The following is a 26092-nucleotide window of genomic DNA, read 5'->3' as shown; positions in this document are numbered from 1 at the left end:
AGCTCAGTTGGTAGAGCAGTGGACTTTTAATCCATTGGTCGATGGTTCAAGTCCATCATGACCCACCATTCCTGATTTATCTTTTCTTTCTAAGTTATCCTTTATTTATCTTAACAGCTCATAGCAATACTGTTCTTTAGCTTAAGATTCTCGTATAATTCGCGCCATGAATGCACTGTGGACTAAGTGGTCGAGAAATGAGTCTAGCTGAACAAATTATGCCTGAAGATTATATCTTCCCTCCAAAGCCAGCTCCGTTATCAAAAGACGAGCAAGCTGAGTATAAGGCGCGTATCAAACAATTATTAAAAGACAAGAACGCGGTTCTTGTTGCCCATTATTACACTGATCCTGAAATTCAAGCACTAGCTGAAGAAACAGGCGGTTGTGTTGCTGACTCGCTAGAAATGGCGCGTTTTGGCGCTAAGCACGACGCAGATGTAATTGTGGTAGCCGGTGTTCGCTTTATGGGCGAAACAGCAAAAATCCTAACGCCAAATAAAACGGTTGTTATGCCAACCCTTGCTGCAACTTGTTCATTAGACGTAGGTTGCCCAATTGAAGAATTCTCAGCGTTTTGTGATCAGCACCCTGATCGCAAGGTAGTAGTGTATGCAAATACATCAACAGCTGTTAAAGCGCGTGCAGATTGGATTGTTACTTCTTCATGTGCCCTAGAAATCGTTGAGCACCTTGATGAGCAAGGCGAAAAAATCATTTGGGGTCCAGATAAACACTTAGGTTCTTACATTCAAAAGAACACAGGTGCTGACATGATCATGTGGAATGGCGCCTGTATCGTTCATGACGAGTTTAAAACCAAAGCACTAAAGGATATGAAAGCCTTACACCCAGATGCGGCTGTATTGGTTCACCCAGAGTCTCCTGCGGAGATTGTAGCCTTAGCTGATGCAGTTGGCTCAACAAGCCAACTAATCAAAGCAGCGCAAACTATGGACAACAAAAAGTTCATCGTAGCGACTGACCGAGGCATTTTCTACAAAATGCAGCAGTTATGCCCAGAGAAAGAATTCTTTGAAGCACCAACAGCAGGTGAAGGCGCAACCTGTAAAAGCTGTGCACATTGCCCGTGGATGGCAATGAATGGCTTAAAAGCGATTGAAGAAGCACTGACAGACCCAGAAGGTAAAGAAGTGTTTGTTGATATGGACTTGCGCGAAGGCGCATTAAAGTCGCTTAACCGTATGTTAGATTTTTCAGCAACGCTTCAACGCTAAGAACGAATTGACTATACAAAAGGCAAGGTGTTTACCTTGCCTTTTTTGTTTGATTACTAATCACTTAACTGCACTATTTTAAAAAGCCCTTGCGTCTGTAGGGTTGTTTTCATACTATAACGCCGCGCTAAACTCTAAGCGCCTTAGGTGACGTGTCCGAGTGGCTGAAGGAGCACGCCTGGAAAGTGTGTATACGGCAACGTATCGAGAGTTCGAATCTCTCCGTCACCGCCATTTCTAATCTTATAAGCCAACTTTAGTCATTTACAAATACTTTTAAATCGCATTTTAGCTTGTCTAATTATCTAAGCTGTTATTTCTTTCACACTCTTTCCAAAAAGACTGTCCTAATACTCTATTTATTTCTTCTACTGAAGTGAGGCCTTTTGAAAGTGCTTCTAAGGCTACTTTATATAAAGATCTCGCTCCGCATTTAGCTGCAATCTCTCTTAACTTACTGGTACTTTCTCCAGCACGAATTGCATCGGCTAGTTGATAATCAATAGTGATTATTTCGAACAGAGGAATACGTCCTTTGTAACCAGACTGATCGCAGTCATCGCAACCTGATGGCGACATAATATTTATATCAGGAAAGATGCTTTTAAAACGTTTACCATAGGTATCTGTGGACAACGGGCCACTTAGGTTACAACTAGGGCATAGTTTTCTAATTAATCGCTGCGCTGCAACACCTTTTAAGGAGTCTGCAATAATAGGACGTGACACACCTAAACCTATTAACCTTGAAATAGTCGTAATTGCATCACTTGTATGTAAGGTGGTCATCACAAAATGCCCAGTTATTGCAGCGCGAAAGGTCATTTCTGCCGTTTCTTCATCGCGAACTTCACCCATCAATATTACATCGGGATCTTGTCTTAAAATGCTTCTGAGGGCGCTGGAGAAGGTGAGGTTCTGATGTGGGTTAATATTAACCTGGGCAATACCTTCAATCTCATATTCAATTGGGTCTTCAACGGTGACAAGGCATTTTTCCGGAGTGTTTAATTCTTTTAGAGCAGCATAAAGCGTACTTGTCTTTCCTGACCCAGTAGGGCCTGTTATTACAAAGATACCTTCGCTACTTTGCAGTAAGTTTTTAAATGTATTGAGCTCTTGCTGTTGTAAACCAATATCATCTAACTTATTTACAACAGATTTAATCAGTAGACGGATGACTACTTTTTCTCCCCCTTTAACTGGTAGTGTCGATACCCGTAGATCCACATCCTGACCTTTGAGCTCTAAACTAGCACTTCCATCTTGTGGAACCATTTTTTTTGCTAAGTTAAGGCCAGATAATGCTTTTATTCTTTGTACTATTGGAATAAAAACTTGTGCTGGTAATTCTGATATGACCCTTAACATGCCATCTATTCTGTAACGAATTATGCCGCCATTATTAAAGGGTTCAATGTGAATATCACTGGCTTTGAATATAAACGCTTCTAACAGCATTTCGGATACAATTTTAACTATGGCTGAGTTCGAAGAGTCGGGCTCATTTTGTTTTGTTCGTGTGTTGAGTTGGTTTGATTTTATAATAATGTCATTTTCAGATAGCATTTGCTCCTGATAAAACATTTCCGTCCATTTTGCTATGAGCTCGGGTGATGCCAATACCGACTTAACATGAAGGGTCGTTAAAAATTCAACCATTGATTCCATATCAGTATCAAATGGGTGAGGGGAAGCTACTGTTAATAAGCCATTTGTAAAGCCTAAAGGAAAAATTCCATACTCTCTAGCTACTTTAAGAGAAACATAATTAAGCAATTCTTCTGACATATCATCAGGAGGTTTTGCTACATCTAACTGGTAACTTTTTGCAATCATTGCTGTTAACACTTTGCTGTCGACTTGCAAAATTGCCTCTGCACTTTTCCATGCTGAAATGGCTGACTCACCGTTATACATTTCTTCAATATTAATATTGCTGTTAGTCGATTTTTCAATGCAAAATCGTTTTAGCCAGTTAAAAGTGGCATTACTTCTGTGTACCTCATTTTTATCAATCATACTCATTCCATATATATTTTGTCGTCTTTGGCATCAAACGTGATTGTTGAATCACCATGTGGAATGGTTAAGCGAAAATGTTCATTGGTAATTTTTTCATAAGTTACATCCATGACAGATGCGATAGGGCTTGGTAAATCGTCTGGCAGTTCTCCGTAAGTTGTGCGGTAATGTTCAACATCTTCTGCAATCATTAATAATGCCACTGAGCTGCCTGTTTGATAATCTCTGTCGTAATTTACAGGGTGGGTTTCATGGCCAATTAGTAGAGTTTTTGCTAACAAAAATCCAAAAGCAATATATGCGGCATAAGGAAGCCAGCTAGGTAATACAATGGAAGCTCTATTTTTATTTCGTTGATTATTTTGCGTTTCATCCATCGCTTCCGCGATACTTTCTTGCCATCGTTTATTGGTTGAAATCATTTTTATCTTCCTAATTTTTTAATCATGATGCCCATGCTGTTGGCCTATATGTTGATCTGGATGTTTTACCCAGCCAGGAGGCCAATTCAAGTTAGAACCAGCATTGCTTCGACTGCCCGATTCTGAATCACCATTGGTACTAGTTTCTGTACTTGCACTCGTTTGGCTACCTGTGTTGCTATCTCCACTATTTCTATCTGGAGGTTGGGTGTTACCTGTGTTACTTGCGTCAGGAAGTTGAGTATTACCTGTATTGCTAGCATCAGGTTGCTGATTAGTCCCTGCATTAGTTAATTTTGGTGGTTGATTTATTTTGGGAGGGTTTGTATTTGTTTCTGAAGGTATTAAATTGGTTTGGTGAGTCTCATAAGGTGTTGCTAATGCAATAATCATCATATTAGGAGTCACAAAAGAATGTTTTAATTCAGTTACATGATCCAAGGCATTGAGTACATTCAATCCGTTTTGACTATTTGCTTTTAAAAATAAAACAGGAAAAGCCTCATGACCAGTAAAATTAAAAAAACCAGAGTGATTAACTAACTGAGCTGAAAATTGAATACCAAACTCTTCTGAAAATTGATTGGCAAGCCCAGGTAAATAGCTTGGGGCTTGACCAAAGCTTGAACTCGAAAGCTGATTTGGCTTTGCTACTGCATCAGGTGAAGTTGCAATAACATCCTGATAAGCAAGGCCAATAGAGTGGATTCTATATAATAAGGTGGCTGCCTTAGATTCATTTACATAGCCTTGATAATTAGGCAAGGCGATTAAGGATAAGATCCCTATAATTGAGATGGCTACCATAAGCTCAACTAATGTGAACCCTTTACTTTTAAAAGAGTTGAGCTTTATCAAAATCGTTGATTTCATTAATACAATTCACTATTTAAGTAATATCTTCTTAAATATAGACAAACTTATAGTTTTTTCATCTTAGTAGTATTTTTATTTTTTATAACTTAAGGCGGGTTAATCAAGTGATTTCAATACTCTATAATTTATTTAGTTGAAGCTTAGCAGAGGCGTTTTCTAAACTATCCGAAAACTTAGACAAATTTCAATGTGAAGCAAAATTCTCGGATAAAATAGAGTACTTATACGCTTTTCTTAACCCACCTTAGCAAAGTGTTTTTCAAGATTACATTTAGCGCGCATGGCAATGTGGCTACTGACCTTTCTGGCAAGTTCTATTACTAATAATTCAAGTTGTTCACGGCTATAACCAAGTAATACACAGCGTTTAAGTTGCTCGCTAACTAAGCTGCTGGCATCGTCTAGCGCAAATAAAGCGCCTAAAGAGGCAAGCTCAAATACCCTGTTATTTTGCTGCTCAATGCCAAATGGCAGCTGGCCAAATGTGAGCGCGGTTTTTAGTTGCTGCTCTGTGCGTTTGATAAGCAACGTATGTGAACCTTTAATATCATCAAGGGACTTTAAAACCTCTAGTGATAGCAATGCTTTTGGCACCCCAGAATACACACTGATATGCGGTAAAGTATCACACAACTCTTGCATTGAAACGCCATCATTCAATGCATGCTGACATGCTCGTTTTAACAAGGGCTTGTCATGAACGGTGACCAAAGCAGCGATCGCGACAAACACAAATAAATCCGTGTTGTTATGGTTCATAATTTCTCTTTTGATTTTAGGTATTGAATGTATTGAGGTTTTGTAGCTTTGGCTGATTGCAAAGAGCATGCAATCGAAAAATTGAAAATACATTATGGTTGATGATGGCGATTTCTGCTTGCCATAAATGATTTAATTTTTGCCTAAAATAACGAACTGTTACCTAAAATGGTCCTAACCTCAAATTACGGTGATACACTTAATTGAGTATTTCTTAGAGGTAATCTAAATGCGTCAGGCATTAATAGAAGCGGTTAAAGCGATAGCGATCGCAGACGGTAATTTTGAAACGGCGATTCCTGAGTTATTGGTGTTCAGACGAAGCGAAGTTTCTTTACCGATGGCCTGCGTGTATGAGTTAGGTCTGGGTATTAGCTTGCAAGGTGCAAAGCGAGTTGTGTTGGGTGAACATAGTTATGATTACACTGACGGCCAATCATTGGTGACCTCAGTCGATGTGCCTGTAGCTTCACAAATAACGCGAGCTAGTAAAGATCTGCCATTTTACGGCATTTACTTACGCTTAGATGCCCATGAAATCAGCCATATTGTTGCTGAAATGGAGTTTGCTGGGCAAGACAAGTTCCCTAAGCACCAAGCTATGTCGGTGGTTGATACTGACAATGGCCTGCTTGATGCTTTACTTAGGCTTATTCAACTCGACAAAGAGCCTCAATTAAAAGCTAACCTTGCGCCACTTATTAAAAAAGAAATTATATTGCGCCTGTTAAATAGTCCGCACAGCCCTTATTTAAGGCAAATTGTGATGTCTGGCTCTGCCCATCAAAAAATAGCCAAGATCTTATGTTGGTTAAAAGAAAACTACACGAGTCAATTTTCAATTGATGATTTAGCCCGTGATGCGCACATGAGTCCGTCGACATTCAGGTTACATTTTCGTGATGTGGTAAAGATGAGCCCATTGCAATACGTAAAAAACTTACGGTTGCAGGCGGCAAGGCAATTAATGCTGAATGAGCGAATTGATGTGGGCTCTGCGGCTTTAAAAGTGGGTTACGAAAGCCCATCGCAGTTTAGCCGCGAGTACACACGCTTTTTTGGCAAGCCACCGATAAAAGATATTTCGGCACTTCGGTTACAACAAATCGCATAAAAAAGGGAGCGCTTGGCTCCCTTGTACTTAAAATCGTCTTTTTGGCATTCTTAGTTGTGAGTCAAACTCATCGGGGAATAAAATGGTGCCGTCGTCTTGGTCTGTTGGGAATACAGCAATGAGTAAGTCATCTTGCTCAAGGCCGGGTGTCCAGCGACTTAACCAGTCTTTTACAGGGATGGCTTTTGGCGTGCAGTCTTGCCATTCACCGGTTGCCCAGCTTTGGGCAAATTCACGGCTAGGCCACACAGGCACGCAGTCGTCGTCTTCGTTTGAGAGCATGACGCAGCCATGTTCATCATTGAGGATCCACACTTGTTTAAACTCTTGAACCGTTTCAAACATATAAGCGAGTCGTTTCTTAGCGCCTAAGGCGAGTACAGCATCAAATTCAGTTTCAACACGTTTAGCAGTTGCATTATTCATGACAGGCTCACTCTTTTAGTTATACACAGCTACACCTTAATCATAAGGTGATAAATTAATATGACAAGTAAAGTTAATAGCTAAATTAATTTACTAATGCGGCAAATAGATCGTCAGCAAGTTGTTGCAGAGATTTAGGGTCTTGATTTGTCAGCGCATAGGTACGAATACCGTATATGCCCATGACTAAAAAGCGCGCCAACTGTTGAGCTGACTTGCTACTTACAAATTCGTTGTTATTTAGCGCTTTTTGAAGTTGTTCGGCGAGGGCATGCTCATAAGCGTTTAAGTTACCACGCAGTACAGTGCAAATTTGTGGGTCGTTGCCTTCAACCTCAGAAATACTCTTTGTAAGCAAGCACACTTTAGCTACTTCACCTTCAATACATTCATCAACAATCACAGTTAAGTAATGTTTGAGGGTCGATAAAATTGATTGTTGGTCATTAAAAAGGGCAGTAAATTGTTGGTTTCTATCTTTTTGATATTGCTCGGTGGCGGCTAAAAATAAGCCTTTTTTGTTGCCATAAGCCGCGTAAATAGAACCCGGGTGAAGGTGAGTTACTTCTTTTAACTTTTGCATACTTGTCTTCGCATAGCCATATTGCATAAAAGCATGCATGGCTTGGCGAAGTACAAATTCAGTATCAAATTCAGCAGTTCTCATTAAAGCTCCTCACGGTATATAATACCAATCCGCAATAATACTTAGTCATTTTGAGGGATTAAACCTGTCGCTACCCGCGTTAAAAATTTCTGATTTACGACTGCATGGATGCAGAAGGTAGAGCAATGCAGGAGCAATTGCCGAGAACAACTAAATAACGAAANNTATCAACGAGGTTTTCTTGCCTCAAAATAGACCACTTAATTAAGCGAATTGGTATAAACGAAGTTTACGTAATCTTGAACGATTATTCAAAATAAACCTTGAAGTGTGTATGTTTCGCCCTTATCTTGAATGTATGTTCAAGATAAGGATAAAACCATGACAACCGATTTACTTTCTCCGTTTAAATTAAACGACAGCATAGAGCTGCAAAACCGTGTACTAATGGCACCACTTACGCGCTGTATGAGCGACGATAACCTCGTACCTACACAAGCAATGGTTGATTATTATGCACGCCGTGCTGATACTGGCTTAATTATTAGCGAAGCAACGATTATCCGCCCAGATGCCCAAGGTTATCCAAATACGCCGGGTTTATTTACTAGTGAACAAATACAAGGTTGGAAGAAAGTGACCGATGCTGTGCACGCTAAAGGCGGCAAAATGTTTGCTCAGCTTTGGCATGTTGGTCGTGTTGCTCATCCTCACTTTTTTGGTGGTGATGTACTGGCACCATCAGCAATTGGTATTGAAGGTTCGGTACCAAGAATGCGTGAGTTAACTTACGTTACTCCAAAAGCGGCAACCATCGAAGACATCCAAGGTTTGATTGCTGACTACGCAAAAGCGGCGGAAAACGCTATTGAAGCGGGTTTTGACGGGGTTGAAATTCATGGTGCGAATGGTTACTTAATTGATCAATTCTTACACTTTGCTGCAAACCAACGTGAAGACCAATACGGTCAAACACCAGAAAACATGTCGCGTTTTGCTCTTGAAGTCGTTGATGCAGTAGTGGCAGCAATTGGTGCAAATAAAACTGCATTACGTTTATCGCCAGGCGCGTATTTTAATATGACCGAAAGTGACGGTGATAAGGCGGTATTTGATTATCTATTACCAGCCCTTGAAACACGTAACCTTGCGTACTTACATGTTGGTATTTTTGATGACAGCATGCGCTTTGCAAGCTTAGGTGATAAGTCAGCGTCTGAATATATGCGCGGTGCGTACAAAGGTACCTTAGTCGGGGTAGGTAGCTATAGCTTTGAGTCAGCTAATCAAGCTATCGATAACAACCAATTTGACTTAATTGCGATTGGTCGCCCATTCATTGCGAACCCAGATTACATCAGTAAAGTTAAAAATGGTGAAGCGTTAACACCATACAGCGACGAAATGCTGGCTGAACTGATTTAAGCAAACCTAATAATATTGTCCAACCAACAAGCGCTCAGTTAATTTAACTGGGCGTTTTTTCTAATACTTTCTTATTTATTAAACAGTTAAGTCTTAAATCTGCCATGAAAATGCATTAATTGTTTAATTATTGTGTCAAAAATTTTGACCCTAAATGTCATACGCGCTCTGCATACTGTGCCCGCTTTTAAATACGTAACCTTGGAAAAACAATGAGCACAGTAACTAAAAAAACAAAGCTAAGCCTTGTAGTCGCAACGCTTTTAGCAACATCGGCAAATGCAAACACGAATAACGAAATTGAAGAAATTACCGTTGTTGCAAAGCCAACCAGTTATGCAAATAACGTTATTGAACCTGCCATGCTTGAGCAACAAAGTTCAGTATCAAGCGTGTTAGCCGTGATTGATAACCTACCGGGTATTAGCATCAACGAAGGTGATGCATTTGGTGGTGACGATTGGTCAACCACCATTACTATGCGTGGCTTTAGTATTGATGGTAATCAACAGCAATTAGGTATGACGATTGATGGTATTCCTAATGGTGGTTCTAACTATGGTGGCGGTGCAAAAGCAAACCGTTACTTAGACAGCGAAAACTTAGCAACGGTTGAAGTAGGGCAAGGTACTTCTGATATTGCCTCTGCATCACTCGAAGCATTAGGCGGTACTTTCAATTTTGTGAGTGCACAACCGAGTACCGAGCAAAGCACTACGTTTGCTTATACAACGGGCGATCATAACGCTAGCCGCTACTTTGTGAAGCACGAAACCGGCACTGTGTTTGATAACACGCAAGCCTATATCAGCTATTCGCAAACAGATACCAGCCGCTGGATTGGTGATGGCAGCAATGGTGGTAAAGACAATCAGCACATTGAAGCGAAGTTTGTATCAGACTTTAGTGACTTAACTGTAACGGGTCGTGTTTCGTATGATGATGTTCACGAAATTAACTATAACAGCATTAGCATTAGTGAGTTTGAACAAAACCCTGATTGGGATCGTTTAACTTGGAATTGGACTGGCGTGCCGCATTTTGATCAAATGTTTGCTGAGGGCTGGGGTACACTGCGTGAAAATACTCTTGCGTATGTAAAGTTTGATTACGCGTTAAGTGCCACTTCAAACTTAAGCTTGTCGCCGTATTACCATAAAAACTCGGGTCGTGGCGATTGGATCCCGCCTTATTTAACGTCACCTGTTGATGGCGATGGCAACCCAACAACAATTGGCGGCGAAAATGCTGGTAGCTACGGCTTCACCGACAGCGACGGTAACCCACTTGCACCTGCTGCAGGTTGTACGGCAAGTTTAGAGTGGCCATGGTCATCTGGCCCTGGCTTAAACCCTGCCTGTTACCCAGATGATGCTATTCCTGTTATGTCGTATCGTCATACTCACTATAAAAAAGACCGCTTAGGTATGACCGGTGAGTACCAAGTAACTCTTGGTAATCATGATATTGAAGCTGGTTTTTGGTTTGAACAAACAGACCGTGATGAGTCACGTGACTGGCATAAAGTTATTGATGCCCGTATTTATCATCACTTTGACCATACGCCGTATTGGACACAGTATAAAAACACCTTCGAAACAGATACATTCAAGTGGTACGTACAAGACTCAATCAGTTTAGGTGATTTCACGCTTAATTTAGGTGCTAAACAGTACCTTGTTGAGCTTCAGCGTTATAATCATTTTGAAGATGAATACTCAGATAAAATCGACAGTGATTCAGACGTACTTTTCAGCGGTGGTGTGCTGTATCAGCTATCTGCAAGCACAGAGCTATTCACCAGCTACAGCGAAAACTTTGCGGCAATTAAAGATGGTGTACTTGAACGTGATTCATCAACACTGACCGAAATTGAACCTGAAACAGCTGAAAACATCGACCTAGGTGTGCGTTACAGTGATGACCGTTTACGTTTAACGGCAACCGCTTACAGCATCGAATTTGATAACCGTATTACCTTTATTGCTCCGGGCAGTGATACCGATGGTATTGATTACACCATTGGCACGAACGGTTCTTACATCAACGTTGGTGGTATTGAGTCAACGGGTGTGGAGCTATCAGCAAGCTATATGCTGACTGACAAATGGAATCTTTACACATCGTATACCTACAATAACTCTGAGTATCAATCGAACGATCCAAGTGCTTACAACAGCGATGGTGAGCTACTTGAGGATGCATCAGCCAGCTTTAAAGCGGGTGATGAAGTGATTGACTCAGCACAAGATTTATTTGTGGTATCGGCAGACTACTACAGTGGTGATTTCCGCTTTGGTTTATCGGCTAAATACACAGGTGAGCGTTTAGGTGCATGGACTGATGAGCAAACCCGTTCGCGTAATGAGGTTGATGGTTACACCTTGGTTGATTTAAACATTGGGTATAACACCAGCCTTGATTCAGGCGTGTTTAAATCAATCGACCTTGCATTTGTGGTGAATAACCTGTTTGATAAATCATATCTCGCAGGTGGCACAGGTAATGGTTCAACCTACTTTATTGGTGCACCACGTACCGCAGCTTTAACACTTACAGCGCAGTTTTAAGTAATAAGCTAACGTTTAAACAGCCCATCTTTGATGGGCTTTTTTGCAGGTGAAATATGAAAAAATTAATTTTAGCCACGGTGGTGGTAGCGGCATCACTATTAAGCTTAAACAGTAAAGCTGCCGACAATGTTGTGCTCGTTACTCTTGATGGGCTTCGCTGGCAAGAAGTGTTCTCTGGTGCAGATAAAAACCTAATCGATAACACTGATTTTGTTGCAGATACAGATGAACTAAAGGCGCTTTTTTGGCGAGATGACCAAGCACAGCGAACTCAAGCGTTAATGCCATTTTTTAGTGAAACACTGGCAAAGCAGGGCGTTTTGATTGGCGATAGAACTCAAGGCTCATTGATGTCGGTAAGCAACCCGTGGTATTTCTCATACCCAGGTTACAGTGAAATTTTAACTGGCATAGTAAATGAGAATATCGATAGCAACGATAAAGTGCCTAACCCCAATAAAACCATTTTAGAGAGTTTAAATTCTCAGCCAGAGTTTAAAGGTAAAACCGCGCTTTTTGGTAGCTGGGATGTGTTTCCTTATATTGTAAATCGTGAGCGCAGTGGGGTTTATGTTAATGCTGGCTTTGAATCCTTTGATGCAGTGAACTCAGCCGAAGTGACTCTGCTAAACCAAATGCAAAGCGAGATCCCAAGCCCTTGGCACAATGTGCGCCTCGACAGCTTTACCTACCGATTTGCCAAACAATATTTATTAAATAAACAGCCGCGTTTGCTTGTTATTAGCTTGGGTGAAACCGATGATTTTGCTCATAACGGTAAATACGATGCCTATTTAAAATCGGCTAAACAAAGTGATGCGTTTATCCGTGACCTTTGGCAAACAATTCAACAAACACCGGGCTATAAAGACAACACCACAATGATCATCACTACCGATCATGGCCGTGGCAGTCATGCTGATGATTGGCAACATCATAGTTCTAAGCGTGCTTTAGCTCGTTCAGAGCAAGGTAAGCAGCGTTTTCCAAACGGCATTGTTGGCTCTGAGCATATTTGGTTAGCAGCGATTGGCCCAGATATAAAAGCAACAGGCTTAATTAAGCCAAGTAATGAGCTTAAACAAGCGCAAGTAGCGGCAACTGTGTTGAGCATTTTAGGCATCAACAGTCAGCAAGTTAACCCGAGGATGGCAGCGCCGATTAAGGAGATTTTAAAATGAGTTTAACACTTAGCTTTTTTAGAAGTGCTTTAAGTGGATTAATGCTGGTTAGTTGTGCGAGTGCGATTGCCGCACCGAGTAAAATTTTATTTGGCTCATGTGGTCATCAAGACAAGGCTATTCCAATTTTTGACGCCATCAACAAAGAGAAAGCCGATTTGTTTATGTTCCTTGGCGACAACATTTATGGAGATACCGAAGATATGTCGGTACTTGCCAATAAATATCAACGTTTAGGGCAAAAGCCGGGCTTTAAAACATTACGTGCGAATACACCGATAATAGCCATGTGGGATGACCATGATTATGGCGAAAATGACGCTGGCAGCGAATACCCAAAAAAACAGCAATCACGAAAAATCATGCTCGACTTTTGGCAAGAGCCAGCAGGTTCTGCTCGCAGAACTCGTGAAGATGGTATTTACACTTCGTACACGTACGGTGAAGGCGAGCAAACAGTAAAAGTCATCATGCCTGATCTTCGTTTTAATCGTGCGCCGTTAAATCATGTATCAGCGATGACCTATCAACTTGAGCGTAAACCGGCAAAACAAGGGCCTTATAGTCCAACAACCGATAAAAACGCCTCTATGCTTGGCGAAAGCCAATGGCAATGGCTCGAACAAGAGCTTAAGTCAGATGAAAAGATAAAAATCATTGCCTCAAGCTTACAGTTATTGGCTGATTTTACAGGCTGGGAGTCATGGGCAAATTATCCGGCTGATCGTGAGCGTTTATTTGCGCTTATTAAAAAACATAAAGTAAATGGTGTGATTATTGTCAGTGGTGATACTCACTGGGGTGAGCTGTCTAAATATCAACAAAACCTAGATTACCCGTTATATGAAATGACCAGCTCTGGGCTTACAGAAAAGTGGAAAGATGTTAGCCCTAATAAACACCGTGTGGGTGATTACACTCATGAAGTTAACTACGGCGACTTAACAATCGATTGGCAAAAAGCAGATCCTACCATTCGTATTGCGCTTAAAGGTATTAAGGGTGATGAGATCATGCACACCGAGTTCGCGTTATCGACGATAAGCCCATACCAGTAAATATTGCCAGCTGCGCATATATTTAACACATGCCCGCAGCTCATACCCGTAAACATGGAATAAGCCTTGTTTGCGGGTATTTCTCTCTATCCCATCTAATTAAAATATCTTACACTGTGTCAATTAGTTAGTTTCAAGCAAGGACAGTGTAGAGTGCTGAATATAATTCAATCAAATCGCATGGAAGCACTGCAAGAGCTTTTTCATAAAGTTATTAAAGTTAATCCATTAACGAGTCCCTTTAAAAAAGAAATTGTGCTTGTGCAGTCACCGGGTATGTCGCAGTGGCTAAAAATAGGTTTAAGTGAACACTTAGGGATTGCCGCTCAGGTTGATTTTCCGCTGCCTTCAAGTTTTATATGGCAGCTTTACCAACAATTGCTGCCTGATGTACCCAGTGAATCACCGTATAACAAAGCTAACCTTGCTTGGAAGCTGTTTGCGATTTTACCAAACTGCATTGATGAGCCGCTGTACTTACCACTTAAAACCTATTTAGATGGTGACAGTGAAGGGCAAAAAACCTTTGCCTTGTGCGAGAAAATTGCCGACGTTTATGACCAATATTTAATGTATCGCCCCAATTGGATTGCCACTTGGGAGCAGGGCATCGATGAACTTGATGATGTTGATGTGGGCATTGCGCCATGGCAGCCAGATCTCTGGCGTAAGCTGGTGGCGCATAGTAAAGAACTTGGGCAAAGCCAATATCACCGCGCCAATATGCAAGACAAACTCCTTGCAGCCCTTGAAAAAATGGACGCAAGCCTATTACCTGAGCGCATTAGTTTATTTGGTATTTCTGCAATTGCGAGCAGCCAGCTTGAAGTGTTTCAGGCCATTGCGAAAAAAACGCAGGTATTTTTGTTTTTCTTTAACCCCAGTGAACATTACTGGGGCGACACACTCGATGAGAAAACAGCAGCCAAGATTGCTGCTAAATATGCCAAACGCCCGCAGTTACAAGCGCTTGAAGACAGCGCTAAAAACCCTGATCACGAGTATTTTTTTATTGGTAACCCGTTACTCTCGTCGTGGGGTAAATTAGGACGAGACTATTTTGAGCAGTTACTACAATTAGACGCGCAGTGGCTTGACGGATTCGATAACGAGTTTGATCAAAGCTTGTTATCGCAAATTCAGTCTGAAATTTACCAATTAGCCTTCAAGGGGGAGTCATTAACGCCTGATAAAGAATGGTTTATTAATGACGAAGGCAAATTGCCGATTCAGGCAGACGATACCAGTATTGTGCTGAGCGATTGTCACACGCCACTACGTGAAGTCGAACGACTACATGATTACTTGCTCAATCTATTCAATGAAAATAAAGCGCTAACACCAAAAGATATTATTGTAATGATGCCGGATGTTGGCACATACAGCCCGTATATTGAGGCGGTGTTTGGTGGTGCCGAAGGGCGACGTTTTATTCCTTATGCGTTAGCCGATTTAGCCATAGAACAAGAAAAACCCGTACTTAGCTCGTTTGCCAGTTTAGCTGATTTACCATACTCACGCTTTGGTGTGTCTGACATTCTTGATTTACTGCAAGTTACACAAATTGCCGAAAAGTTTAACCTTGAACCTCATGAATATGAGCAAATTGGCTTTTGGCTTGAACGCGTTGGCGTTAAATGGGGCTTAGATGCCGCACACAAAGACAGTTTTGGCTTACCAGCAATAGATTTAAACACTTGGCAACATGGCTTAAACCGCTTGTTATTAGGTGTTGCACAACGTGATGAACAACTGCCGTTTTCGGGGATTTACAGTGCCGATGAAGTTGAAGGCATGGCACTGAATACACTTAATAAACTCATTGAATTTATTGATGTACTGGCCCGTTATAAAGCCAAGCTTCAAGCTGATGCACCGCTTAACGAAAAGGCAGAAATTCTAAAAGAATTATTAAACGATGTGTACAGCGATGAAGGTGAACAAAGCTGGGATTTATTAGTACTGCAAAAAGTGCTCGATACACTGATTAAGCATTATGACAATGGCGATTACCAACAAGCTGTTTCGCAGCGCATTGTGAGTTACTTGGTTAAACAAGGTATTCAAGAAAAAGGTGTAGGGCAGCGCTTTTTAGTGGGGCAAGTTAACTTTTGTACGTTGATGCCAATGCGCGCTGTGCCATTTAAAGTGGTGTGCATGCTAGGTTTAAATGATGCAGATTACCCGCGTACCGTTCAGCCAATCGGTTTTGACTTAGTTCCATACTCAAAACGCCAAAAAGGCGACCGTTCTCGTAAACTCGACGATCGTTACCTGTTTTTAGAAGCGATTTTAAGTGCTCGTGAGAATTTATACATCAGTTATATTGGCCGTTCTTGCTTTGATAACCAACCAAGAATGCCCTCAACCTTAGTGAGCGAGCTTTTGGAATACATAGCCCGTAGTTTTAAATTTGCTGATCAAGACACTCACTTAAAGCTACCAGAGGCGCTAATTAATTATCAGCACTTACAGCCATTTAACTCGGCTTATTATCTAACAGAGAAAATTGATGACAAGCAAAAAGCAAACAAACCGTTAGCCACACAATTACACAGCTATAACCCTGTGTGGATGCCAACTCAAGCTGTTAACCCTGAGCCACAGCAAGCGCTTAGTGTTCAGCCAGAAAGCAGTGTTGAGTTAACTCAGTTTATTCGCAGTATTTGCCAGCCGCACGAGAGCTTTTATCAGCAAAGTTTGGGTTTACGCTTACCGCAATTTAACGATATCGCTAAAGATGAAGAGCCATTTAGTTTAGACGCATTACGTCGTTACTTTTACCTTGACGAAATTCTTGAAGCTAGCATTCAAGAGCAACCGCTTAACAAAGCGCAAATAATGCAGCGCGGTGAATTACCTCAAGCCCATGTTGGCGATCTTGTGTTTGAAAGTATGCAGCACCGAGTTGATGCGCTTGCTGGGCAAGTGAAAGCGCATATTCAAGGTGATGAAGCATTACCCGTTGAAGTAAATATTAAAATAGCCAACACCACTTTAGAAGGTTGGTTAAATCATATTTATGGTCAAAAACAGGTGTTTTATCGCACCGCCAGTATTAAAGCAAAAGATGTTATTCGCGGCTTTGTGCATCATTTAGCGGCGCAAATAATGGGGCAGCCGGTTGAAACCCTTATTCTTGGTTTAGACAAGCAAATTAGTTTTTCACCCTTGTCAGAAGACGATGCCCGCAGCTATTTAAACAATTGGTTTTCGCTTTATGAAACGCTCTTAACTCGCCCTGTGGCGTTTTTCCCGGTCAGTGGTTACGAGTACATAAAAACAGACAAAGATATGGTTAAAGCAAACAATAAGTTCGCACCGCAATACATAGGCATAGGTGAAGGTGAAAACCCGTATATTCGTTTAACCATAAAGAGCCTTAAAGACTGTGAAGAAGAGTTTATAAAATGGAGCGAGCTGCTGTTATCGCCAATTGTTGAATTAGCACAGGAGGCAGATCATGCAAACGCTTAATCCAATGAGTATGGCGCTGTGTGGGCAAAGCCTTATTGAAGCCAGTGCCGGTACAGGTAAAACCTACACCATCACAGGTTTGTATTTACGGTATTTGTTGGGCTTACAAAAAGCGACCGGTGAAGATGAACAATTAAATACGCCGCTGAGTGTTGAGCAAATACTGGTGGTGACCTTCACTGAAGCCGCAACTCAAGAAATTAAAGACCGTGTAAGGGCGCGTATAATCAATGCCAGAGATGCACTGCTTGGTAAAAAGCCCGATGATGAGCTGATTGAGCAAGTAATTGACGAGGTAACTGACAAACACGCCGCATTTGATTTATTAGACGCCGCGGCAAAGTCGATGGATGAAGCCGCTATATTCACCATTCATGGTTTTTGTCAGCGAATGCTGAAACAACATGCCTTTGAATCCGGCGTGGCGTTTAACTTAGAGTTTATTTTAGATGAGCGAGAGCTTATTCAAGAAACCCTTAATGACTTTTGGCGTGCCTTTGTTTACCCACAATCAAAAGAGCGCACCCAAGCAATTACCGATATTTTCCCTGTGCCAGCGTCACTGTATTCACAGGTGGTAAGTCTACTCAATAAACAAGGGGCAACGATTACCCCTGAGTATGACCTTGACGAAATATGGCAAGCGCGCGATAACTTTGTGGCAAAAGTACCAGCATTTAAAACGGCGTGCCGTGAGAGTGAATTTATTAATGCCGTAAAAGCATCTGATTTAAGTGGCTCAAAAACTCCAGGTCGTAAAAACAGCCTTGCAGCGCTTGAAGAGTATATAAACAATGATGAGCTATTTTTTGTATTTGGTACCAGTAAATACTCGTTTGAAGTATGGGGCACAGAAAATTTAAGCGATCCTGCAAATTATAAGAAAAACGGCAGCTTGCTTAGTCATGAAATGCTGGCTCGTTTTGATGAAATGGCTGAACTGAGTAGCCTTATCAATAACGGCTTGAATATTGCGATAGTGCAATACGCAGCTAAATGGGTCGCAAATGCATTAGTTAAACGCAAGCAAGAACAAGGCGTGATCACCCCTGATGACTTATTAAGTAACTTGCATCAAGCGCTTTTAAGTGAGCAAGGCCAAGCGTTAAGTGAAAAAATTTCCGCCTTGTTTCCAGTTGCCATGATTGACGAATTCCAAGATACTGACCCAGTTCAATATGGTATTTTTAGCCGCATTTATGGCATTAAAAACACCACGCTTGCCATGATAGGTGATCCAAAACAGGCTATTTATGGCTTCCGTGGTGCAGATATTTTTACTTATATTGGCGCAAAACAAGCTGTTTCAGAGGATAAGCAATACACCCTAGATACCAACTACCGCTCAAGTGAAGGGGTTGTTGATAGCGTAAACCGTTTATTTGCTAAAAATGCTAATAGCTTTATTTACAACGATGCGATCCCATTTCAAAAGGTTAATGCCAAAGGAAAACAGCAAGACAAAGCGTTTTTAATAAACGGTGAAATGCCAAGTGCGTTTGAATTTTCGGTTTTTGTTGATGAATACGCCGAAGCCAACAACAAGCCAACCAGCAAAGGGGTGGCTCAACAGGCATTGGCTTTGCAGTATACGAAAAAAATTACTGAGCTACTCAAGCAAGCTAATGCAGGCGCTGCAACCATTGCAGGAAAGCCTCTCACGGCCGCTGATATCTGTGTGTTAGTGCGTGACCGAAACGAAGCACAGCTGATGAAAACAGCACTGGCAGAAGCCGCCATTGCCAGCGTGTATTTATCGCGAGATAGTGTTTTTAACCAAGAGCTTAGTCATCACTTACTGAACTTTTTAACTGCATTGCATGGACAGTATGATGAGTCGTTACTGCGTGGTGTGCTAGCCGGGCCATTGTTTTGCTTAAGCTACAACCGCATTTATGAGCTTCATGAAAATGAAAGCGCATGGCAAGAGCATTTAAACTTTTTTGCTCAGCTTGCTCACATTTGGCATAAACAGGGCGCTATGGCGATGCTCGAGCGTTTATTAAGCCATAATCAGCTCGCAGCGCGTTGGCAAGGCTTAGGCTACAACGTTGAACGCTGGCTCACCGATTTCCGTCATTTAGGGGAAATCTTACAGCAAAAGCAAATTGAGCTTGAGGGCACCCACAGATTGCTGCGTTGGTTTGCGCAAAAAGTCAGTCAACAAGATGGTGAAGCGGTGCAAGTACGCCTAGAAAGCGATGCTAATTTGGTGAAAATTGTTACTATGCATGCCTCAAAAGGCTTAGAGTACCCGATAGTATTCATGCCGTTTGCCTGTGGCTATCGCGAAAGCAAAGAAGCCCTTTATCATAAAGACGGTAAGCTTATTTATGACCTTGCTAAAGGTGACGACGCAATGCAAAAAGCCGAGCAAGAGCGCTTGGCTGAAGATTTACGCTTACTTTATGTGGCATTGACTCGTGCCGTGCATTTTTGTTCAGTGGGTATGTATAACATTGCCCAAGGTCGCAGTGCTCGCCCTGGAATTCAAAGTACCAGCATTGGCCACGTATTATTTGCAGGGTTAGAGATTAAATCGGGCGATGAATGGCGCGCGTTGTTACAACAATTTTGTGATGGCTCTGCGCACATGGATTATGAGGCGTTTAGCCAAGCAGATGAGCTTGAAAAGTTAACATTTGCTGGTGCAGACAGTGAACAAGCCTATCAAGTTAATACTGTAAAAGCAGACATTCAGCGTGATTGGCGCTCAACCAGCTTTAGTAGCTTAACGCTGAAAAAGCATACTGATCATATTGAGCTTGGTCGCAGTGATGAAGATCACGAAAAAGATGAGTTTTTAGCCCAAAATGCCAATGCTTTAACACCTTACAGCTTCCCTAAAGGCGCAAAACCGGGTAGTTGTTTGCATGAAATATTTGAGCAATTAGACTTTACTGACCCTTATGCGTTAAAGCGTCCAGCCACTGAGCAAGACGACCACGCACTTGATAAAGTGATCAAAACGTTATTCGAAAAATACCATATTGACGATAGCTGGCAGGAAATAACCGAGCAGTGGATCCTTGCTGCACTGAATTGCCCATTAAACGATAAAGGGCTTAGTTTATCAGTACTTGAACCTGATACCTGTTTGGTCGAAATGGAATTTAACTTACCGCTGTTATCACTCTCAAGTGATAAGCTTAACCAAGTGTTAGTAAAACATTTTAACTTACCTGGTCAGCTTGATTTTAGTGAGGTGCAAGGCCTACTAAAAGGCTTTATCGATTTAATATTTTGCTGGCAGGGTAAGTATTATATTCTTGATTATAAATCGAACTTTTTAGGCAATAGTGCGACTGACTACCAACATGAGCAACTAGAGCAAGCCATGACCAGTCACCAGTATCATTTGCAGTATTTGATATATACCGTGGCATTGCACCGTTTATTAAAACAACGTATTCAAGATTACGATAGCGATATGCATTTAGGCGGTGTTTACTACACCTTCTTACGTGGTATGAGCGAAGGGCAAGGGGTGTATTTCAATCAGCTAACAAAACAGCAAATAACTGAGCTTGATAGCTTATTCGCACAAGGAGCCATGCTATGAGTCAAATGACATTCGGCTTTGATGACCATGAGCCAAACGAGCCAATGAATAAGCAACCAGAACAACATGCCCAAAGCGATTCAGTGTTGCCTGCTACAGAACTTAAAACACAGCCTTTACTGAGTTATTTGCTGGAGGCAAAACGTATTCGCTTAGTTGATGTGAAACTTGCAGAGCTATTGACTGGCACAGAAACAGTAGCCGGTTCACAAACACTGATAGAGAGTAACGAAGCAGCGCACAGTGAGGTTTTTTACCTGATTTTATTGCTTGCGGCCGCGCAGCAAAGTCAGCACAGCTGTTTAGAGCTCGTGACTATAAACTGGCAAAACCCGTTTGAAATAAGAGAACAAAGTTTAGCTGATGCCAGCATTGCAGCCCCTGATGTTTTAACCCCGTTTGATATGGAATTTGGCCTTGCTGAAGCCGTTGATAAACTAATGAATGCTGAGTGTGTCGGGGACGACAAACCACTGCTATTGTTTGCGAATAAACTTTATTTTGCCCGATTGGCAGAGTACGAAACCACACTGGCTTCGCGTTTACATCATTTAGCAACGAAAGAACTCACACTTGATGAAGCCGAATTAACGTCATTACTTGAGGTGTATTTTCCTAGCAGTGAACATACAACCAACCCAAGCGATCCTATTAAAACATTAAACTGGCAAAAAGTAGCCTGTGCGATTGCTGCAACAAAAGGCTTTAGTGTGATCACTGGCGGCCCGGGTACAGGTAAAACCACCACTGTAACTAAGCTATTGGCCATATTACAATCTTTGTATGCCAGTGCGCCGCTAACAATTAAGCTGGTTGCACCGACAGGTAAAGCGGCAGCGCGTTTAACTGAGTCTATTTTAGGGGCAAAGCAAAAGCTCAGTATGATCCCTGATAATATCGCGCCACTTATTCCTGACAGCGCGCAAACGATTCACCGTTTACTGGGCGTTATTCCGCATACCAATAAGTTTCGCCATAACAAGCGTAATCCGCTGCATTTAGATGTACTGATCATTGATGAGGCATCGATGGTAGATTTATCGCTTATGGCAAAACTAATTGAGGCATTACCGAGTCATGCAAGACTTATTTTACTGGGTGATAAAGACCAATTAGCTTCGGTTGATACGGGTAGTATTCTCAGCGACCTATGCCAAGGGTTAGAGCTTGGCAAAATGCCTGATTACAGCAGTGAAAGAGCTGCGCAGCTTAATCGCGTTTGTTTTAATAATCAGAGCGAAATACCCGCGGCGAGCAGTCATTTTGTACTTAACGATTGTATTGCGTTTTTACAGCAAAGTTATCGTTTTGATGGCAGCAGCGGCATTGGTCAATTAGCACAAGCTGTAAATACCAATAACAGTGGCTTACTAGGCTACGTTGAGCAAACGATTAATCAAGGTGGCTTTAAAGACCTTAAACTTAATTACAGCGTAATTAGTAAACCGATTGAGCAATTTGTGCAACAAGCGGCGTTGCAATATCACGATTATTTGCAGCTTATCCAGCAAGGGGCAAGTGTTGCCAGTGTGCATAAAGCATTTGCGCATTACCAGTTGCTAGCTGCCGTCAGAGAAGGAGATTATGGTGTAAATAGCCTTAATCAGCGTATTGAAAAAGCACTGGCTCAACAAGGTTTAATCTCGCCATATCAAAGGCATTACGTGGGTATGCCAATTATGATCAGCCAAAACGACTACCAGCTAAAACTGTTTAATGGCGACATAGGTATTTTAATGCACGATGAGCAAGGTCAGTTAAAAGCCATGTTTGTTGATGAGCAAGAAAATATTCGTGCCTTTTCACCCGCGCGTTTACCTGCTCACGACAAAGTGTATGCCATGACAATTCATAAGTCGCAAGGTTCTGAATTTGCTTATACAGCAATGATTTTACCACCAATAAAACAGGCTAATCAGGGCATTAACAGGCAGTTGGTTTACACGGGTATCACCCGCGCGAAAAGCACATTTGAGCTGGTGGCCGATAAAAATGTATTGCTCATGGCAATGAATAAATCTGTTACTCGTGCATCAGGTTTATACGATAGGTTAAAACATGAAGCTAGTTAAAGTAACGAGTGACCAACTCAACGAGTTAATGGGTTGGTTTAACTCAGAGGCTGAACTGCGTATTTGGTCTGGGCCATTTTTTAATTACCCATTTGATACGCAAAGCTTTAAGAATGATTTAAACCTAGATGCGCTGAATTCCTACACGTTGATTAATGACGAGGGCCAGATGTTAGGGTTTGGTCAATACTATTTACGTGAAGGTCGTTGCCATTTAGGGCGGCTAGTTATCGCGCCAAGTGAACGTGGTAAAGGTCTTGCAAAAGTGTTGATAAATTTACTAGGAGAGCAGGGTAAACAGCAATTTAACTGCGATAGTTTGTCGTTGTTTGTGTATAGCCACAATAGCCTTGCTAAAACAGCCTATGAAAAACTGGGTTTTATACAAACCCAGTATCCAGCGGACATGCCACTCGATGGCTGTATTTATATGACTTGCTAAGAGCGTTTAAAGCTGCTTTTACGAAACAGGTTAGGTTGCCAGCCAAAGTGTATGGCGCCTAATCTTAAACATACCGTCACAGCAAATGCGCCAATAATGCACCAAATATAACTCACCTCAAGGGTGAATAAAGCCGCGTAAGTTAACCCGCCAGATAAGCAAGCGGTTGAATAAAGTTCTTCGCCCATTACTAAAGGCACTTCTCGGCAGATCACATCACGCATCAGGCCGCCAAAAATACCCGTGGTCATACCCATGGTGATGGCTACAACCATATCTGCGCCGCCAATCAATGCCTTTTCGATACCAATAATGTTGAAAATAGCCATCCCTACGGCATCCATTAATAGCATGGTGGTGTTACTTAAATCGGGTAAGTGGCGAATTGATAGAATAGACGCGAATATGGCTATGTAAGTTGCGTACAAATAATCGGGCTGAGCTATCCAAAATACTGGTTTGTTAAGCAATATGTCTCGAAGTGTGCCACCACCCAGAGCTGTGACTGTGGCAACGACTACCACACCAAAACCACCAACACTTTTTTCATGGCCCAGCAAGGTGCCGGAAATAGCAAAAAACGCTACACCGATAATGCTTAAAAAATGAAAGTATTCTGATGTCATGGGGCTTCCTTACCTGTTTATAATAATCTAACCCTAGCAAAATGAACTTTATTGATGCTGAACAGCTAAGAAAATAGGGCGGGTAGTGATGTCACCCGCCGGTAAGAAAATTTTTATTATTTTAGGTAATCAACCACTAATTGCGTCATTGCATTTACGCCAAGCTGTAAAGCTTTTTCGTCTGCAAAAAAGTGTGGTGAATGGTTACTAGGTGCTGTAACTGCATCTTGACCTTTTGGTGTGACACCTAAGAAAAAGAACATGCCTGGTGTTTCTAAGGCGTAGTAACTAAAGTCTTCGGCACCTGTGATAAGTGGCGTTGTGATCAGGTTTTCTTTGCCAACCACACCAGCAAGAGTTGGTGTCATTTTCTTGGTTAATTCAACATCGTTCACTGTTACTGGGTAACCATGGTCAATGTGAACATGTGCTTCTGCGCCCCCTGATTCAGCTACCATCTCAGCGGTTTTAGCTAAACGTTTTTTAATGTCAGCACGCATTTCTTGGTCAAAGGTACGAATTGTGCCCACCATTTCAACTTCATCAGGGATGATGTTGTTACGCACACCGCCATTAATGGCACCAAATGAAACCACAGAAGGCGCTTTGGTCACATCAACTTGGCGAGAAGCAATGGTTTGTGTTGCCATGATAATTTGTGATGACGCCACAATTGGGTCAACCCCATTCCAAGGGCGTGAGCCGTGAGTTTGGCGACCTTTTACTGTAATTGTAAATTTGTCGGCGCTGGCCATTAGCGGCCCTTCACGAAAACCAATTTGTCCGGTATTAAGTGAGCTGGTTACGTGTAAACCAAATACGGCTTCTGGCTTTTCTTTAAATAAGCCTTCTTTAAGCATCAGCTCAGCACCACCTTCTTCGCCATCAGGAGCACCTTCTTCAGCAGGTTGAAAGACAAACAGAATATCACCAGCTAGTTGGTCTTTAATTTTTACTAAAGACTCAGCTGCTGCCATTAAAATAGCCACATGGTTATCATGACCACAGGCATGCATTACGCCAACGGTATTGCCTTTGTACTCTGTTGTTTGAGTTGACGCGAAAGGTAAGTCTACTTGCTCTTTTACAGGTAGTGCATCCATATCTGCACGTAGCGCAATAAGCGGACCTTTTTTGCCCCCTTTAAGTTTGGCAACCACACCGGTATGAGCCACACCTGTTTGAACCTCAAGGCCTAACGAACGTAAATGCTTAGCCACGTATTTGGCTGTTTCAAACTCACGGTTACTAAGCTCTGGGTATTGGTGTAAATGACGGCGCCATTTAATGACTTTTTCGCTGACGCTTTTATTGGCAGATTTAAGTTCAGTATTAATATCACTCGCAAATGCAGGGGTAGAAATAGCACTGAGAAGTAGGCTGGTCGAAAGTAGTTTGTTTAACATCCCGTATCCTTTTATTATTTAGATATCCAAACAACCTGTGAAACGCTGAATTCTGCATTTTGAGGTGGCTTGGATATATGCACACTACACCAATGTAAAGGATAAACACTTGAATGAACAAGACCTTTCGGTAATTAACCAAGACAAATGGTTTAAAAATCGCACACAATTATTTAGGGACAAGCTAGTAAAAAATGCTAAATTAATCACCTTAAATGCGGGTGATGCATTGTTTTTGCGTGGTGATGAAAATACCGGTCTGTATTGTGTTATTAATGGCGTGCTTAGAGTTTCTGGGGTTAATAGCCAAGGCAAAGAAGCCGTGCTCAGTTTTGTAACCAGTGCTATGTGGTTTGGTGAAGTTGCTCTGTTTGATGGTGGTAAGCGCACCCACGATGTGTATGCTCAAACTGCGGTACGACTTTTACACGTACCTGAGCGGGCATTAAGCCAGTTATTACAAGAAAGCCCTGCATATTGGCATGATTTTGGGCTTCTGCTTACCAATAAAGTGCGAAACCTGTTTGACTCATTAGAAGATCACGCACTCCTTACAGCAAAGCAAAAGGTAAGTAAGCGGTTGTGCATGCTTTATCTATCGTCACTCCAAAGCTGTTTGCCGCTTACCCAGCAACAACTTGCCGATATGACCTATTTAACACGGCAAACCATTAACCAAATATTACAATCCCTGCAAGCTGATTCAATTATTAATCTTAAATATCAAACGATTGAGATTATTGATATAGATAAATTGCAATCTCAATGCTAGCTTGGAACTTAAATTGCTACAAAGTTGTAAT

At 41.7% G+C, this 26092-nt stretch carries 19 protein-coding genes and 2 tRNA genes (1 of these 21 only partly in view); 13 read left to right on the top strand and 8 right to left on the bottom strand.

What is annotated here, in order from left to right:
- The 3 genes from AN213_RS20275 to AN213_RS11680 form a co-directional block, all read left to right on the top strand.
- Positions 1-68, top strand: a tRNA-Lys gene (locus AN213_RS20275); it begins 50 nt to the left of the window's first position.
- A 129-nt stretch (positions 69-197) separates the two neighbouring features.
- Entirely contained in the window at positions 198-1238 is a 1041-nt protein-coding gene (gene nadA / locus AN213_RS11685; RefSeq protein ID WP_054561293.1) for a quinolinate synthase NadA, read from the top strand.
- A gap of 146 nt (positions 1239-1384) precedes the next feature.
- Positions 1385-1472: transfer RNA gene (locus AN213_RS11680), tRNA-Ser, on the top strand.
- A 63-nt stretch (positions 1473-1535) separates the two neighbouring features.
- Here the strand turns inward: AN213_RS11680 and AN213_RS11675 are convergent.
- From AN213_RS11675 to AN213_RS11660, 4 genes are all read right to left on the bottom strand, one after another.
- The gene (locus tag AN213_RS11675; RefSeq protein ID WP_055198695.1) at positions 1536-3260 is read right to left on the bottom strand and encodes a GspE/PulE family protein; all 1725 of its coding nucleotides are present in this window, start codon (positions 3258-3260) and stop codon (positions 1536-1538) included.
- 2 nt (positions 3261-3262) lie between these two features.
- The gene (locus AN213_RS11670) at positions 3263-3685 is read right to left on the bottom strand and encodes a hypothetical protein (protein ID WP_054561295.1); all 423 of its coding nucleotides are present in this window, start codon (positions 3683-3685) and stop codon (positions 3263-3265) included.
- Between the two features lie 18 nt (positions 3686-3703).
- The gene (locus AN213_RS20520) at positions 3704-4558 is read right to left on the bottom strand and encodes a prepilin-type N-terminal cleavage/methylation domain-containing protein (RefSeq protein ID WP_055198694.1); all 855 of its coding nucleotides are present in this window, start codon (positions 4556-4558) and stop codon (positions 3704-3706) included.
- Positions 4559-4795: 237 nt separating this feature from the next.
- Positions 4796-5320, bottom strand: a complete 525-nt coding sequence (locus tag AN213_RS11660; RefSeq protein WP_054561297.1) for a carboxymuconolactone decarboxylase family protein — start codon at positions 5318-5320, stop codon at positions 4796-4798.
- Positions 5321-5549: 229 nt separating this feature from the next.
- Here AN213_RS11660 and AN213_RS11655 point away from each other — a divergent pair, with 229 nt between their 5' ends.
- Positions 5550-6434: an AraC family transcriptional regulator gene (locus tag AN213_RS11655; RefSeq protein WP_054561298.1), complete on the top strand. Its 885-nt coding sequence runs from the start codon at positions 5550-5552 to the stop codon at positions 6432-6434.
- A 27-nt stretch (positions 6435-6461) separates the two neighbouring features.
- Here AN213_RS11655 and AN213_RS11650 read toward each other — a convergent pair whose 3' ends face one another.
- Both AN213_RS11650 and AN213_RS11645 read right to left on the bottom strand, forming a co-directional pair.
- Entirely contained in the window at positions 6462-6860 is a 399-nt protein-coding gene (locus AN213_RS11650; RefSeq protein ID WP_054561299.1) for a DUF2750 domain-containing protein, read from the bottom strand.
- 85 nt (positions 6861-6945) lie between these two features.
- Positions 6946-7527, bottom strand: a complete 582-nt coding sequence (locus AN213_RS11645; RefSeq protein ID WP_054561300.1) for a TetR/AcrR family transcriptional regulator — start codon at positions 7525-7527, stop codon at positions 6946-6948.
- Between the two features lie 321 nt (positions 7528-7848).
- On the opposite strand from AN213_RS11645, the gene AN213_RS11640 reads away from it, so the two are divergent.
- The 8 genes from AN213_RS11640 to AN213_RS11605 all read left to right on the top strand — a co-directional run bounded on the left by AN213_RS11640 (position 7849) and on the right by AN213_RS11605 (position 23257).
- Complete coding sequence (locus AN213_RS11640; RefSeq protein ID WP_054561301.1) at positions 7849-8892, top strand: alkene reductase; 1044 nt, start codon at positions 7849-7851, stop codon at positions 8890-8892.
- Between the two features lie 212 nt (positions 8893-9104).
- Positions 9105-11462 carry a TonB-dependent receptor domain-containing protein gene (locus AN213_RS11635; protein ID WP_054561302.1) on the top strand — a complete coding sequence of 786 codons (2358 nt, stop codon included), beginning with the start codon at positions 9105-9107 and terminating at the stop codon, positions 11460-11462.
- A 56-nt stretch (positions 11463-11518) separates the two neighbouring features.
- The gene (locus AN213_RS11630; RefSeq protein WP_055198693.1) at positions 11519-12646 is read left to right on the top strand and encodes a sulfatase-like hydrolase/transferase; all 1128 of its coding nucleotides are present in this window, start codon (positions 11519-11521) and stop codon (positions 12644-12646) included.
- Between the two features lie 41 nt (positions 12647-12687).
- Positions 12688-13704: an alkaline phosphatase D family protein gene (locus AN213_RS11625; RefSeq protein WP_236702924.1), complete on the top strand. Its 1017-nt coding sequence runs from the start codon at positions 12688-12690 to the stop codon at positions 13702-13704.
- 153 nt (positions 13705-13857) lie between these two features.
- Positions 13858-17181 carry an exodeoxyribonuclease V subunit gamma gene (gene recC, locus AN213_RS11620; RefSeq protein WP_054561305.1) on the top strand — a complete coding sequence of 1108 codons (3324 nt, stop codon included), beginning with the start codon at positions 13858-13860 and terminating at the stop codon, positions 17179-17181.
- Positions 17168-20743, top strand: a complete 3576-nt coding sequence (gene recB, locus AN213_RS11615) for an exodeoxyribonuclease V subunit beta (RefSeq protein ID WP_055198691.1) — start codon at positions 17168-17170, stop codon at positions 20741-20743. Before recC ends, recB begins: the two co-directional genes overlap by 14 nt.
- A 5-nt stretch (positions 20744-20748) precedes the next feature.
- Positions 20749-22815, top strand: a complete 2067-nt coding sequence (gene recD / locus AN213_RS11610; RefSeq protein ID WP_236702923.1) for an exodeoxyribonuclease V subunit alpha — start codon at positions 20749-20751, stop codon at positions 22813-22815.
- Positions 22802-23257, top strand: a complete 456-nt coding sequence (locus AN213_RS11605) for an N-acetyltransferase (RefSeq protein ID WP_055198689.1) — start codon at positions 22802-22804, stop codon at positions 23255-23257. The genes recD and AN213_RS11605 overlap by 14 nt, the downstream gene beginning before the upstream one ends.
- Here the strand turns inward: AN213_RS11605 and AN213_RS11600 are convergent.
- Together AN213_RS11600 and AN213_RS11595 are read right to left on the bottom strand one after the other, a co-directional pair.
- A complete protein-coding gene (locus AN213_RS11600; protein WP_054561309.1) occupies positions 23254-23883 on the bottom strand; it encodes a trimeric intracellular cation channel family protein in 630 nt (209 codons plus the stop codon). The genes AN213_RS11605 and AN213_RS11600 overlap by 4 nt on opposite strands.
- A gap of 116 nt (positions 23884-23999) precedes the next feature.
- Complete coding sequence (locus AN213_RS11595) at positions 24000-25289, bottom strand: amidohydrolase (RefSeq protein WP_055198688.1); 1290 nt, start codon at positions 25287-25289, stop codon at positions 24000-24002.
- A gap of 109 nt (positions 25290-25398) precedes the next feature.
- Between AN213_RS11595 and AN213_RS11590 the strand changes: the two genes are divergently transcribed.
- Positions 25399-26061, top strand: a complete 663-nt coding sequence (locus AN213_RS11590; RefSeq protein ID WP_055198687.1) for a Crp/Fnr family transcriptional regulator — start codon at positions 25399-25401, stop codon at positions 26059-26061.
- The last annotated feature ends 31 nt before the right edge of the window (positions 26062-26092 follow it).

Origin of the sequence: Pseudoalteromonas sp. P1-8, from assembly GCF_001399985.1 — a bacterium.
Classification (GTDB): domain Bacteria; phylum Pseudomonadota; class Gammaproteobacteria; order Enterobacterales; family Alteromonadaceae; genus Pseudoalteromonas.
Note: the sequence above shows the minus strand (reverse complement) of the source record. Positions and strands in the feature narration are given on the sequence as shown.

What these genes read in the sequence shown, in the direction of transcription:
- nadA (WP_054561293.1), top strand. Translation starts at nt 198, where the DNA reads ATGAGTCTAGCTGAACAAATTATGCCTGAAGATTATATCTTCCCTCCA.
- AN213_RS11675 (WP_055198695.1), bottom strand. Translation starts at nt 3,260, where the DNA reads ATGATTGATAAAAATGAGGTACACAGAAGTAATGCCACTTTTAACTGG.
- AN213_RS11670 (WP_054561295.1), bottom strand. Translation starts at nt 3,685, where the DNA reads ATGATTTCAACCAATAAACGATGGCAAGAAAGTATCGCGGAAGCGATG.
- AN213_RS20520 (WP_055198694.1), bottom strand. Translation starts at nt 4,558, where the DNA reads ATGAAATCAACGATTTTGATAAAGCTCAACTCTTTTAAAAGTAAAGGG.
- AN213_RS11660 (WP_054561297.1), bottom strand. Translation starts at nt 5,320, where the DNA reads ATGAACCATAACAACACGGATTTATTTGTGTTTGTCGCGATCGCTGCT.
- AN213_RS11655 (WP_054561298.1), top strand. Translation starts at nt 5,550, where the DNA reads ATGCGTCAGGCATTAATAGAAGCGGTTAAAGCGATAGCGATCGCAGAC.
- AN213_RS11650 (WP_054561299.1), bottom strand. Translation starts at nt 6,860, where the DNA reads ATGAATAATGCAACTGCTAAACGTGTTGAAACTGAATTTGATGCTGTA.
- AN213_RS11645 (WP_054561300.1), bottom strand. Translation starts at nt 7,527, where the DNA reads ATGAGAACTGCTGAATTTGATACTGAATTTGTACTTCGCCAAGCCATG.
- AN213_RS11640 (WP_054561301.1), top strand. Translation starts at nt 7,849, where the DNA reads ATGACAACCGATTTACTTTCTCCGTTTAAATTAAACGACAGCATAGAG.
- AN213_RS11635 (WP_054561302.1), top strand. Translation starts at nt 9,105, where the DNA reads ATGAGCACAGTAACTAAAAAAACAAAGCTAAGCCTTGTAGTCGCAACG.
- AN213_RS11630 (WP_055198693.1), top strand. Translation starts at nt 11,519, where the DNA reads ATGAAAAAATTAATTTTAGCCACGGTGGTGGTAGCGGCATCACTATTA.
- AN213_RS11625 (WP_236702924.1), top strand. Translation starts at nt 12,688, where the DNA reads ATGCTGGTTAGTTGTGCGAGTGCGATTGCCGCACCGAGTAAAATTTTA.
- recB (WP_055198691.1), top strand. Translation starts at nt 17,168, where the DNA reads ATGCAAACGCTTAATCCAATGAGTATGGCGCTGTGTGGGCAAAGCCTT.
- recD (WP_236702923.1), top strand. Translation starts at nt 20,749, where the DNA reads ATGACATTCGGCTTTGATGACCATGAGCCAAACGAGCCAATGAATAAG.
- AN213_RS11605 (WP_055198689.1), top strand. Translation starts at nt 22,802, where the DNA reads ATGAAGCTAGTTAAAGTAACGAGTGACCAACTCAACGAGTTAATGGGT.
- AN213_RS11600 (WP_054561309.1), bottom strand. Translation starts at nt 23,883, where the DNA reads ATGACATCAGAATACTTTCATTTTTTAAGCATTATCGGTGTAGCGTTT.
- AN213_RS11595 (WP_055198688.1), bottom strand. Translation starts at nt 25,289, where the DNA reads ATGTTAAACAAACTACTTTCGACCAGCCTACTTCTCAGTGCTATTTCT.